Genomic DNA, 13,495 nt, shown 5'->3' on the forward strand with positions numbered 1-13,495 from the left:
CTTACATTAGTCTAATCGAACAATGACGGTTATTAACTTACCAATCAAACCATGAAACAAATGTTCGTTCCGACTGGCTTATTCGCCCAATGGCAAAAGATGTGGAGACACTTTAAGAACTGCCAAGTACCGAGATTGCTTGTCTTAGCCCTGCTCAGTTTCAGTTTGGCTTCCGCTTGCAATGGAGACACTTCTCAAAACGGGAATTCAACCGTTAACTGTCGTCCGATCCAACACGTAATGGGAGAGAGTTGTGTTCCTAGTGATCCGAAGCGTGTTGTCGTTATGGCAGGAACAGAAATTGAATTGGTAGTGGGTTTAGGTGTCATGCCAGTGGGAGCTTCTACTCGACCGGCTCCTGATTTTATGAAGGAAAGGTTAGAAGGAGTAATCAATGTCGGTTGGCCCGAACCCAACTTAGAGACGATTTTATCGTTGAAACCGGATGTAATTCTCTCAGCAAAAGGGAGAGTGGGACAAATTTACGATCAGCTCTCACAGATTGCGCCAACTGTCCTTGCCAAGGGAGGCAGTGATAACTGGAAAGGCGATTTTCAGCTATTTGCTGAGGCTCTCGGCAAAACTGAGCGAGCCGAACAATTGATGAGTCAATACCAGCAACGAACTGAGCGATTACAAGCCCAGCTTGGAAACCCCCAGAACAGACCAGAAGTTTCTGTAGTTAACGTTCGCGTAGGAAGAATTATTTTGGAGTTAAAAGATATTTTCTCTGGTATTGTGCTACACGATGCGGGGCTTCCCCGACCTCCAAGTCAAGATGAGAAAGGAGGAATGAAGGAGATTAGTCTAGAGAGTATTGAGGCGATGGAAGGGGATGTCATGTTTCTATACACTTACGGAGGTAGCGGAGCAGAATCAGCCCTAGCGAAGTTAAAAGCTGATCCTTTGTGGTCAAAACTAGATGTGGTGCAACGGGAGCGAGTTTATGAAGTGCCTGAATATTGGATGGGTAAGGGTCCCATTAGTGCCAATTTAATTCTCGACGATCTCTTCAAGTATCTGATCCAGGAGGAATCGTGACCTCTCCGACTAGTTTACGCACTTTTCTAACTATCTGGATCGGTCAAACGGCTTCTATTTTAGGGTCACGGATTGCTACCTTTGCCCTCACCCTTTGGGTTTGGGAAGCCACCGAACAAGCCACGCCCTTATCCTTGCTGGCGTTTTTTACCGCGACACCACCCATTATCGCCAGTCTCTTTTCCGGCATTATTATTGACCGCTTCCCGCGCAAACAGTTAATGCTCTTGGGAGATACTGTTGCGGGATTCTCAACCATTGCTATCCTGTTACTATTATTAACCAATTCCCTCGCTATCTGGCATCTTTATCTGGCTGCTGCCGTTAGCAGTTTGTTTGGTTATCTGCAATGGATGAGCCTCTCAGCGTCTATGTCGATGATTGTTCCCCAGCAACATTACACGCGAGTGTCGGCTTTAGAATCGGCTAAGGGCTATGGTTCAAATATTTTAGCCCCTGCCCTGGGAGCGACTTTATATTACGCGATCGGGCTGACCGGAATTTTAATCCTCGATCTCATGACCTTTTTCCTCGCGATTACTACCCTTGCTTGGGTTACGATCCCGCAACCGCCAGCCAGTCAAAGTGAAAGTGCAAATGAGCAAAAACTATGGCAACAATTAAGCTTTGGCTTTCGCTATATTCTCAAGCGTCCCAGTCTGCTGGCAATTCTGATTTTTTTACTCAGTGGTAATTTTGTGGGAAATATCGGGGGTGCGATCTTTCCGGCAATGATTTTAGCGCGTAGTGATGACAATGCAGCGGTGTTGGCGAGTGTGGAAGCAGCCAGTGTTATTGGCGGGTTAATGGGAGCAACATTTCTCAGTATTTGGGGTGGATTTCAGCGTCGAATTCATGGCTTATTGCTGGGTTCGATTTTGTCTCGAATCAGTGGTGTTGTTTTAGGGTTGGCACCGTTGCCTTGGATTTGGTCAACAGCTCGGTTCTGGCAAACGTTTTTCGGGTCTTTTGTCGGCAGTTCCAATCAAGCGATTTGGCTGTCGAAGGTGGAACCAGCGGTGCAAGGGCGGGTGTTTACGTCTCGCTATCTGATTGCTCAAGTTGCCTCACCCATTGGAATCGCAGTTGCCGGACCGTTGGCAGATTTTGTTTTTGAACCCGCGATGCAACCCACTGGCCTACTGGCAGGTGTCTTTGGTGGCGTGTTTGGTACCAGTGAAGGGTCAGGGATGGCGTTGCAATTTACACTGGTTTCTCTTCTGGGGAGCGCGATGCCGAGGGCACGAGCTTCGCTCTACGCGCTTGGTGGCTATTTATTTCCCGTATTACGGGATGTGGAAAAGATTGTACCTGATCATGAGATTAATTCTTAGCTTAGAATAATCCGACTGCAATTTGTATCGCAGTTTGGATTTGAGTTAAGGAATCTGGAGTAATTGCTTCGTAAGGATTTTGTTCCAAATATCGCTTGGCAATGGTTGTTATAAGATCGCACATTGCTACCGAATCTACCTCTAATCCGCCTTCTCCTTTAGCAATCAGTGGACGACAGGGATTGATACTAGAAGAAGAAATATCTGACGAAAACGGAACCACCAATACAGTTGAACTGTACTGATTACGAAGATCAATCGAAATCACAACCACAGGACGCTTTTTCGTATCTCCCGACTGACGTAACGCCTTGCATAAGTAGATTTCTCCTTGACGAGGAAACGTAGAAGAATTCGTCATTTTGTGTTCATTGATCAATCAGTATTTTCCCAAGGAGACTCTTCCCAACTCATCATTGCAGCTTCTTGTGTCTGATCAGCCCATACCGATTCTTCATTAAGGTCTTTGGAAGAACGGTTTTCGTAAAAGGAACGCAATTGGTTTTCGATTTGTTGTTTTTGCCATAGACGTAACGCTTCTTCGACAACAGCAGAACGGTTATTGCTGAGTTGATCCACTTGTTTAAGCAAAGAGGTATCAATGGTAATTGTAATGCGTTGCTTACGAGAGGATGGCGAGGAAGACCGATTACTCATGGCTTTTTTTAGTAAGATAAATAATCATACTGGTCGTACTATTTTAACGTTTTTGCCTTTCAGTTTGGTATTGGAGAGGTTAAGTTATGGACTTGAACGGTTAGAAGGTAAACCGCGACGACGTTGGCGTTGTTGTCCCATCAATTGACTGCGTTTTTGCGCTCGGTTGGCGGTTGCTTGTAGATGAGATGGGTGGGGCGATTGTTGATTCAGGTAAGTGACTAACGCTTGAATCGTGGGATATTGAAAGAGGGTCACAAGCGGAATCTCGCGGTTGAGAAGGACTTCTAAGCGACTGCGTACCTGCACAATCAGTAAGGAATGTCCGCCCAAATCAAAGAAGTTATCGTGAATCCCGACTTTGTCCACTTGTAAAAGGTATTGCCAAATGTCGGCAATTTGCTGCTCTAAGCTAGAAGAAGGTGGCGTAAAAGTAGTGGCTAATTCGGGTCGTTCCAGTTGCGGTTCGGGAAGAGACCGACGATCCACTTTTCCACTGGGGGTTAAGGGGAGAGAATCAAGAACAACGAATCCTGAGGGAATGCTGTAGTTAAAAAGTTTTTGACTGAGAAATTGTTTTAATTCCTCATTGGTAACGTCTGTCTTCGGAACAATATAGGCAAAGAGGCGAGAGGTTCCTGAATCATTGCTTTTAACGGTAACTGCTACTTCAGTAATGGCGCTATGTTGAGCTAAAATCGCTTCAATTTCTCCCAGTTCAATTCGGAAGCCTCGCACTTTCACTTGGTTATCTTTGCGTCCTAGATATTGCAAGTTTCCATCCGGAAGATAGCGGGCTAAATCCCCCGTTTTGTAGAGGCGAGAGGTGTGATCGAAGGGGTTCGTGATAAAGCGTTCTGCGGTTAATTCTGGGCGATTGAGATAGCCGTTCGCTGGGGCAATTCCCCCGATATACAGTTCTCCAGTCACACCAAGCGGAACCCGATTTTGATTTTCATCCAAGAGATACACTTGGACATTCCCCACGGGACGACCAATTGGGGGTAAGGGCGACCAGGTTTCTGGGCTTTTGGGAAGCGGATAAGCGGTCACTACATGGGTTTCTGAAGGACCATATTGATTGATTAACTGGCAATGCGGAAGATTTTCAAAGAAGGATCGGATCGCTGGAGTAATCTGTAATTGTTCCCCAGCCGTAATCACTTCTTTAAGAGACGTGGGAACAAAACCCTGACGCTGTGCTGATTCTGCTAACTGAGAAAGGGCGACAAAGGGAAGAAAGAGTCGTTCAATTGCTTGTTCTTGGATGATTGCTAATAGCTGATCGGGATCGCGCCGTTGACTGTCTGACACCATGACCAAGGTTCCTCCACTTCCCCAAGTGGCAAAGCATTCTTGGAAGGAGACATCAAAGCTAAGGGAGGCAAATTGTAAGGTTTTCAGCCCCAGTGAAGACTGATCCCGTTGCCAGTGAATCAGGTTATTCAGGGAACGATGGGGCATTGCGACACCTTTCGGTTTGCCTTTTGAGCCAGAAGTGTAGATAATATAGGCTAGGGCATCAGGATTGATTGTAAGGTTGGGATTTTCTTGGGATTGCTTCGCGATCGCGTCCCACTGCGTATCCAGTTCAAGTTGAGAGACTGCTTGCGGTAACTGTTCACTGATGTCTGACTGGGTTAACACCACTTTTGCTTGCGAGTCTTCCAGCATAAACGCCAGCCGATCTTCAGGGTAATTGGGATCGAAGGGAACATAAGCTGCGCCTGCTTTCAACACCGCGAGGACAGCAATGGGAAGAAACGGATTGCGCGCGAGACTAATGCCAACGGCATCATGAGGCTGAATGCCCTGTTGTTGTAAATAATGGGCGAGTTGGTTTGCAGATTGATTAAGACTTTGATAGGTTAACTGCTGTTCCCCTGCAATCAGGGCAATTTGATTGGGCGTTTTTGCTGCTTGTTCCGTAAAGCAATCATGGACACAAGTTTCAGGATAGTTAACGGTGGTTTGATTCCAATGGGCGAACTGCTGTTCTTCCGCTGGCGTGAGAAAGGAGAGACCGGTGATCGGCTGTTCCGGATGAGTCACCAATTGCTGCAACAGTGTCTGTAAATGATTCGCCATTCGCACGATGGTTGCTTCAGCAAAGAGATCGCTGTTATACTCCAACATCCCCACTAGCCCTTCCTCAGGATCTAAGCGCATCAGCAGGCTTAAATCAAATTTTGCAGTCCCACTATCGGCATCTAAGAGGGTTAAGTCTAAGTCGGGAAGGTTGGGTAACACCGGCAAGTCGTGGAAGGCAAACAGCACTTGAAATAGAGGTGGACAACTGAGATCCCGTTCGGGTTGCAGGGCTTCCACGAGTTTTTCAAAGGGAATCTCTTGGTGGGAATATGCGCCTAACGCGGTTTCTCGCACTCGTTGCAACACTTCACGGAAACTGGGATGCTGCGATAAATCGGTTCGGAAGACTAAGGTATTAGTAAAAAAGCCGATTAATTTTTCGATTGCTGAATGATCGCGATTAGCAATAGGAGAACCAACGGCAATATCCGTTTGTTCAGTGTAACGAGAGAGTAAAATTTGCCATCCCGCCAACAGCGCCATAAACAGGGTGGCATTTTCTTGTTGGCTGAGGGTTTGTAGTTGCTGGGTTAACTGCTTAGGAAGGGTTAGCTTCACTTGTCCACCGCGAAAGGTTTGCACCTCTGGTCGCGGATAATCACAGGGTAAATCCAGTGGTGGGGGAAGCGGAGAGAGTTGTTGCTGCCAATACTGGAGTTGGTGGTCAAACTTGGCTTCTTGTTCCCGTTGCCAAACCGCAAAATCAGCATACTGAACGGGTAATTCGGGTAACTCTGTTCCCTGATTCCCGCGCAAACGGTTATACAGTGTCGTTAATTCCTCCAGCATCACGCCCCGTGACCAAGCATCGGAGACAATATGATGCAGAATAAAGAGCAAAATATGGCGCTGCGGGGTTAATCGTAGTAAACTTACCCGCATTAAGGGGGCTTGGGAAAGGTCAAAAGGTTGGCTGGCTGCTTCTGCGATGTGTCTTTGAACTTCTTTTTCCTGTTCTGTTTCTGCTAGCGACTGGAGATCGGTGATGGGAATGGTTAATTCGGAATGGGGATTAATCACCTGTCGCGGTTCCCCTCCCTGCAATTCAAAATGAGTGCGGAGAACTTCATGGCGAGAAATAATCTGTTCAAAGCACTGTTTTAGCAGCGTGATATCTAACTCGCCGTCAATTTGGACTGCGCCAGGGACATTGTAAAAGGCGTTATTCCGTTCCAGTTGATGGAGAAACCATAACCGTTGTTGGGAGAAAGAGAGAGGAAAAGCATTCTTCTCACTGCGCGGTTGTTGGGGAATCGTGTCAGCAGTTTGTTTTTGCTGTTGTAGGCGTTGTAAAAGTTGTTTTTGTTTTTCGGGGGGAAGGGAAGCAATGCGTTGGGCAATTTCGGATTGCGTCATGAGTCCGCCTCCAGTTCAGATAAGAGTTGTTCCATGTCGGTTTGTTTTGCCATTTCTTCGGTGATGAGTTCTGCTAATTCAGCGATGGTGGGGGCTTCAAAGAGATAGCGTAGGGGAATTTCAATGGCAAAGGTATTCCGTAAGCGCGACATCACTTGGGTGGCGAGGAGGGAATGTCCGCCTAAATCGAAAAAGTTGGCGGTGACACTCACGTCTTCTAAGTGCAAGAGTTCGGCAAAAATTTGCGCGATCGCGCTTTCTATGGAATTGCGAGGGGCAATATACTCCTCGGTTTCACTGCTTAAATCAGGTTCCGGTAACGACTGGCGATCCACTTTGCCGCTAGCGGTACGGGGTAAGGCGGAGAGAGGCGTAAACGTGTCAGGAATCATATAATCAGGAACGCGATCGCGCAAGAAAGTCCGAATCTCCTCCCAACTCAAGCCACTGGCAGAAAAATAGGCATCGAGATGCTGCGTCTGATATTCATCCGTTCGCAGGGCGACTACTGCTTCTTCAATTTGGGGATGTTCCCTCAGTCGGGCTTCAATTTCCCCTAACTCAATGCGGAAGCCACGAATTTTAATCTGTTGGTCAACTCGTCCTAAAAATTCCAAAGTGCCATCACGGTGATAGCAAGCCCTGTCGCCAGTTTTGTAGAGACGGGTATTCTCTTGGAAAGGATGCGGAATAAACCGTTCAGAAGTGAGTTCCGCTTGATTATAGTAGCCTCGGGCTAATCCCGCACCACCAATGTAGAGTTCACCGGGAACACCGATGGGAATCGGCTTGAGGTTACGATCCAAAAGATAAATTTCGATATTCGGTAATGGGCGACCGAGGGGAACGGTTTGACCTGGGGTTGCTTCTGTAGTTACGGGATAAGTGAGAACCCCAATCGTACTTTCTGTAGGACCATAATGGTTGAAAATTTGGCAATTGGGCGCAATGTCTTGCACTTGCTTAACTAACTCCCAATTTGCGGTTTCTCCGCCCAGAATTAAACGCTGTTTCGGGAGAACCGCTTCTGCATTTCCGGTGGCTAAGAGAACCGCTAAATGAGAGGGGACAATTTTGAGGCAATCAATGGGATAAGTCTGACAATAGGCAGTAAACGCAGCCGGATCACTCACCTGTTCTTGGGAGAAAATGTGTAAGGTTCCGCCGGTAGCAAGGGCACTAAAGACAGCCGTATTCCCTAAATCGGCTGCGAGGGTAGAAACGGTGGCGTAACTTGCCTCTGCGGGGAGTTGTAACCGTTCTTGGATGCCATCCACATAGTTTAGAATAGCGCGATGTTCGACGGCTACCCCCTTGGGTTTCCCTGTCGAACCGGAAGTAAAGATGACATACGCTAGATGCTGCGGTTGAACCGAAGCAGATGGGTTATGAGTCGGATATTGTGCAACGGTTGACCCGTGGGTATCGAAGCAAAAGGAGGTCACATTCTCAGGTAAGGTATCTTGCCATTGTGATCGCGTTAACACTAGCGCTACAGGCGCATCGTCTAACATTAGAGACAGCCGTTGTTTCGGCATCCCCGGATCCAGGGGAACATAGGCAGCACCGGCTTTGAGAATGCCTAAAAAGCTGATGATTGCCTCTAAAGACCGTTCCAAGCAAATGCCGACTAAGGTTTCTGTGGTCACGCCTTGCTGTTGGAGATAATGGGCGAGTTGATTCGCCCGTTCATTGAGTTGTTGATAGGTTAAGGATTGATCACCAAAGCGTAGCGCGATCGCGCTAGGATTCTTTTCAGCCTGTTGGGTAATCCGTTCATGAAGACACTCTTCCCCACCAAAATCCTGTTGCGTTTGATTCCAGTTCACCAGCAGTTGCTTCAGTTCTTTTTCTCCGACAATGTCGAGATCAGCAATAATGCTTCGCGGTTGGTTGAGGCTACTTTCCAGTAAGGTGACATATTCTTCCCCAAGCCGTTCGATATCCGCCGTCGTAAACTGTTGAGTATTATATTGGAAGCGTAGGGTTAATCCATTGGCTGCGCGATCGCACGCCAGTTGTAATTGCTTCGGATGATCGTCTACTTGTAACTGTTCGAGAGAAAAACGAACACCATCCGCATCCGCTAGGGAGGACCATTCATGAAACGTAAAGCTAACCGTTGGTTCTACATCTGGATTACAATCCCACTCCTCTTGCCAGTCTAAGGCTTCCTGACGCGAGAGTTGAGTTTGTTCCAGCACTTCCTGAAAGCCTAAATTCCCAGATAAAGAAACTGAAAGCGGTAACCACTTTTGCAACGCACCAAATGTCTCCGCCAATTCCTCGTACGGTCGTCCATCGCTACTATAGTTAATAACCAGTTCCGAGACTTGAGTTAGTCGCCAGAGTAGAACTTCCCAAGCCGTTAACAACCAACCTTCGAGATCATCAGTTTCGAGTTTCTCTAGCAGAGTGGGATTAAGTTCAAAAGAATAGCAAGCAACTACTGTTCCTGATTCAGCAGTTTGGTTCGGTAACCTCAACTGTGGCGGATGCGTGAACTGAGGTTGTGACCAATAACTGGTATCCGCATCAGTTAATTGTTCCTGTTGCCATTCTGAAACTTGTAAATACTGAACGATCTCTTCTGTATCGGGAAACGCTTCTCCACCATAGCCATCGCGAATCGCTTGTACTAGCAACTCTAAAGTGGTTCTATCGGCACATAAACGCGGCAGCTTTAAAAGGAGTAAATGCTGTTCGGTTGCGAACTGAATCAGCGTTGCCTTTAAAGGTTGATCGGGGGGTTGCCGCTGCCAAATTTCTTCAATTGTTTGCGTTTGTTCCGTTGCCGATTTGGTTTCTAAATTAAGAAATTCCCAATCTATTTTTGCCGTATCTTGAATGACTTGTAACGGAAACTTAATGCCAGCTGTTTGTTGAAAAGTAGTTCGTAAAATATCTGTTTGTTGAGTAATTGTTTCAATAACTGTTTTTAGTTTTTCAGGATTTAACTTGCCCTGTAACCTAACAGCAAATTGGGCGCGTAATGGTTCACCTTCCTCCTGTAATTGCCACAGTCGTTTTTGTTGAAAAGAAAGTTGATAACCTTCAAGTGTTTGCATAATTGCTCCTGATTCAATTGATTGTGTATTTAGGAAATATTGGGGGATGGGAGACAGTTTACTTAATTCTTAGAGTCAGACTTCCACAGCCCTGTCATCATTATTCCGGTTGACAACATAACAAGAACTCCTAAACCATTAAGAATGACATAAAAAACCTTTAATTCATGTCCAAAAAAAGAACCTTGGTGGAAATACATAATGATTTCTCCAGTTTCTTTAGATGCACCAAACCAACTTCTTGCGACACGAAATAACACGCCAGTGCTAGCACTAAGCAATAGGGGAAGGAATAAAATTGGCGCAACTCGACGGTGGAGTTTACGCAAAGACTGCATTTTCATCGTTTACTAACTCAATAATTTGCTATTAGTTGCTGAAAAATGTGAGGAATCATTTGAATGCTGTTTACAGATAAGATAATTTTCCGGCTTAGAGAAGTGAAAAAGCCAAGTCATAACTTTAGTTATTTCAACTTATTCCCTGTTCCCAAAACTCATCATCTCTCCCATGGCAACAACGGTTTTTCGCTCACCAACATAGGGATTTCTGCCGTGGGCAGTGGATAAATTATCGAGCATGAGAACATCTCCTTCTTGCCAAGGAAAAGCACATTCTTCTTCTTGATAAAGTTGCTGAATTTCTTGTACCACTTCATCTTCAATGGGCGTTCCATCACCATAAAAAACATTCCGAGGTAAATCTGTTGGTGAAAAGAGAGAGAGTAAAGACGCTTTTACTTCAGCATCTAGACAAGAAACATGGTGCAGTTGAATTTGATTAAAAAAGGATTTTTCTCCCGTTTTAGGATGTTCAATAATGGCGGGACTAATTTGAGACGTACGGAGCGTATTTTCTCCTTTCCACTCCCATTGCATTCCGGCTTGCTGACAAAAGGCTTCTACCTCCGCTTTATCATTCGTATGGAAAAACTCTTGCCAAGGAACGTCTAAATCTTGGGTATAGTTACGAACATACATCAGCTTTTTTTCAGCAAATTTTTCTCGTAATTTTGGGTCAAGTCGTTGATAAATTTTGCGACAATCGACAATTGGCGTTTCTCCGCCTGACTGTGCTGCTTTCAAACAGAAGAACCAAATTTTTTGCGGAAAGCGGTGCATATGAGAACTTTCACTATGGAATAAAATCGGGCGGTCTGCTGGATAAGGGGTTGCCCCATAAACTTTGTTAGTAACCCCTTCTCGGGGTAAGTCGTTATATTCATCAAATAACTGGGGACAAATTGCTTCGGCTACGGCTTGAAAATCAGAGGCAGTTGGAACATTAAAACCGCGAAATAAAATCCCCCCATGTTTTAATAATTCCGTTTCAATATAGTCAAGATATTGTTGCAGCCAACTGACTAAATCAATATCAGAAACGGCAGGTTGAATGACTAAGGGTAAAAGATTATTGGTATCTAAATAATCAGTTTTAACCAGGGAAGTTTGGTTAACATTAACGGCTTTGGGCTTAATTTTTTTGAATGATTTAAAGCCACTGGCTTTGCGTTTTTGCTGTTGTTTCATTTTCTGTTCTTGTTCGGCTGGTGTTTGAATATTAAGTTGTTTTAGTCGGATATCCGGGTTAGCAATAATACTGTTTAATAACGCGGTAAATCGCGTTGACATTTCTTCAATGGTTTGCTGATTAAAGAGTTCCGAACGATAGCGCCACGTTCCTAACAAACCACCGTCTCGTTCGCCAAGGAAAAACCCCAGATTGAACTTAGACGTTTGATCATTAATCGCAATTCCCCCGATTTCCAAGTCAGAGGTTTGAAACTCAGGTAATGGGGTATTTTGCAAGACAAAAAGAACTTGAAATAAGGGTGTTTGTCCCGCTTTTCGTTCTGGTTTTAATTCCTCCACTAACTTGCCAAAGGGTAAATCTTGATGGGCGTATGCCCCTAACGAGACTTTCCGCACCCGTTGCAACAGTTCCCGAAAGGTCGGATTCTCTAAGAGATCGGTTCGTAAAACAAGGATATTGACAAAAAAGCCAATTAGGGCTTCTGTTTCCGCCCGATTGCGGTTCGCAACGTCCGTTCCTACAGTAATATCTTCCGCATCGGTATAGCGGCATAACAGAGTTTTAAACGCTGCTAACAGCAACATGAATAGCGTTACCCCTTCTTCTTGGCAAAGCTGTTTTAGTTGTTGTAAGGGTTCTGCGGGAAACTCAAAGGATAACGTTCCCCCTTGGGTGGTTTTTGCCTCTGCTAAGGGATGATCGGTGGGTAAAGGTAGAACTGGAGGACTACTTCCCAGTTGCCGTTTCCAGTAGGATAAAAGGGAGTCTAAAACCTCTCCTTGCAAGTAGTCGCGTTGCCAAACGCTATAGTCGCCATATTGAATCGGCAGTTCCGGTAAAGGAGACGGCTTTCCTCGGGAAAAGGCTTCGTAGAGGGTGGCAAGTTCTCTCACTAACACCCCCATTGACCAACCATCAGAGACAATATGATGCATGGTTAGTAAGACAATATGTTCCCTTTCATGAATCCGCAGTAGCTTCACCCGTAGCAGAGGGGCTTGACTGAGATTAAACGGCGTTTGTGCTTCTTCGCGGGCAAACTGATTAACGACGGTTGCTTCGGCTTCGGTTTGTAACTGGGTTTGCAGATCAATGATCGGAATCGAGAGGGTGAGTTTCGGTGCAACCACCTGTTTCGGTTCTCCCTTTATAGTGTTAAAGGAAGTGCGGAGGGTTTCATGGCGGGCAATCACAGCATTAACGCTTTGTTCTAAAACTTTCACCTGGAGAGAACCCGTCAGACGCACTGCAACGGGAATATTGTAAGCACAGTCTTCGGGTTCCATTTGGTAAAGAAACCACAGTCGCTGTTGGGCAAACGAGAGAGGAAAGGTTTTTACTGACTTTCCTTTTTTCTCCAGCAGTTTTGCTAACAGGGCGCGTTTTTCGGCTTCGGATAGGTGGGCAATCTCTTGTGGCAGTTGTTGAGTCATAACGATTCGTCTTCTTGCATTACTTCTTGCAGGAGGGCATCCAGTTGTTGTTCGGAAAGCTGTTCTAACGCTTCGGTTTGATTGGGTGATGACGTTTCAGTTAACGCGGGAACAGTCGGTGGTTGATCAGGGGTTGCCGATAACTTAGTTTCCAGTTCTCCCACCAAAGCGTTAATCGTGGGATATTCCAAGGCGAGAGTAGAAGCGAGAGAAATGTTCAAATGTTCTTCGAGATCATTCGCCAGTTCTCCTGCTGTCAGGGAGTCCATTCCTAATTCCAAAAACGGCTGATTGATATCAATGCTTTCAGGAGAAGGAATACGGAGGATTTTCGCGATTTTGCTACGAATGTAGGTTTCCAGTAACTCGCGACGGTTCTCCTTTTCTGCACTCTGATACGCTTGAAGAAAGGCTTGGGCTTCTTCCTGTTCTATTTGCCACTGCTGTCGCTTCGTCTGTGTGGTGGCACTGGGTTGAAAGTCCTCATTTTGAGCAATAATAATCCCTTGCTGGGCAGTTGGTGTAATAGTGCTGACTTCCTGAAAGCCATAATTTTCCAGTAGGGTTTGCCATTGCGATGCTGAGAGTAAGGGATAGTTATCGCGCCATTGGTCATTGAACCGCCACCAACCCGTGGTTAAGCCAAAAATTAAGTCTAACCAGCGCGTGGGGGCAGTTCCTTCTAATAAAATGAGGAGTCCATTGGGGGCTAACAGTTGTTTAATTTGTTCAATGGTGACTGATAGGTTTTCTGTTGCATGAAGAACATTTGCTGCGACGATTATGTTGTAATGATGAGTGGGGAAATTTTGTGTAGTTATCTCCTGTTCAATATCCAAGCGTTGATAAGAAAGAAAGGAATACTCTTCAATGACCCCCACCTACTTCGTGAGGTGGGGGATTGGGGAGAGATAACCTCCCCGTAGCTGCGAATAGAGCCATGAGCGGTTAGCGAGTAAACACTTCCAGATGTTTCTCTAGT

9 protein-coding genes are annotated in these 13,495 nt (G+C 45.7%); 2 read left to right on the forward strand and 7 right to left on the reverse strand.

Annotated features, from left to right (window positions below):
* Window positions 1-51 precede the first annotated feature (51 nt).
* Both GVY04_20405 and GVY04_20410 read left to right on the forward strand, forming a co-directional pair.
* A complete protein-coding gene (locus tag GVY04_20405) occupies window positions 52-1,041 on the forward strand; it encodes an ABC transporter substrate-binding protein (GenBank protein NBD18403.1) in 990 nt (329 codons plus the stop codon).
* Window positions 1,035-2,375 carry an MFS transporter gene (locus GVY04_20410; GenBank protein NBD18404.1) on the forward strand — a complete coding sequence of 447 codons (1,341 nt, stop codon included), beginning with the start codon at window positions 1,035-1,037 and terminating at the stop codon, window positions 2,373-2,375. The genes GVY04_20405 and GVY04_20410 overlap by 7 nt, the downstream gene beginning before the upstream one ends.
* A 1-nt stretch (window position 2,376) precedes the next feature.
* Here the strand turns inward: GVY04_20410 and GVY04_20415 are convergent, their stop codons facing one another.
* The 7 genes from GVY04_20415 to GVY04_20445 form a co-directional block, all read right to left on the reverse strand.
* Window positions 2,377-2,736: a type II toxin-antitoxin system PemK/MazF family toxin gene (locus GVY04_20415; GenBank protein ID NBD18405.1), complete on the reverse strand. Its 360-nt coding sequence runs from the start codon at window positions 2,734-2,736 to the stop codon at window positions 2,377-2,379.
* A 14-nt stretch (window positions 2,737-2,750) separates the two neighbouring features.
* A complete protein-coding gene (locus tag GVY04_20420; protein NBD18406.1) occupies window positions 2,751-3,032 on the reverse strand; it encodes a hypothetical protein in 282 nt (93 codons plus the stop codon).
* Between the two features lie 84 nt (window positions 3,033-3,116).
* Entirely contained in the window at window positions 3,117-6,479 is a 3,363-nt protein-coding gene (locus GVY04_20425; protein ID NBD18407.1) for an amino acid adenylation domain-containing protein, read from the reverse strand.
* Window positions 6,476-9,547, reverse strand: coding sequence for an amino acid adenylation domain-containing protein (locus tag GVY04_20430; GenBank protein NBD18408.1), 3,072 nt, complete (start codon window positions 9,545-9,547; stop codon window positions 6,476-6,478). The genes GVY04_20425 and GVY04_20430 overlap by 4 nt, the downstream gene beginning before the upstream one ends.
* Window positions 9,548-9,609: 62 nt before the next feature.
* Complete coding sequence (locus tag GVY04_20435) at window positions 9,610-9,891, reverse strand: hypothetical protein (GenBank protein ID NBD18409.1); 282 nt, start codon at window positions 9,889-9,891, stop codon at window positions 9,610-9,612.
* A 132-nt stretch (window positions 9,892-10,023) separates the two neighbouring features.
* Window positions 10,024-12,513, reverse strand: a complete 2,490-nt coding sequence (locus tag GVY04_20440) for a hypothetical protein (GenBank protein ID NBD18410.1) — start codon at window positions 12,511-12,513, stop codon at window positions 10,024-10,026.
* The gene (locus GVY04_20445; GenBank protein NBD18411.1) at window positions 12,510-13,394 is read right to left on the reverse strand and encodes a methyltransferase domain-containing protein; all 885 of its coding nucleotides are present in this window, start codon (window positions 13,392-13,394) and stop codon (window positions 12,510-12,512) included. Before GVY04_20445 ends, GVY04_20440 begins: the two co-directional genes overlap by 4 nt.
* Window positions 13,395-13,495: the final 101 nt, after the last annotated feature.

Source organism: Cyanobacteria bacterium GSL.Bin1 (assembly GCA_009909085.1).
In the GTDB taxonomy this organism is placed as follows: domain Bacteria; phylum Cyanobacteriota; class Cyanobacteriia; order Cyanobacteriales; family Rubidibacteraceae; genus Halothece.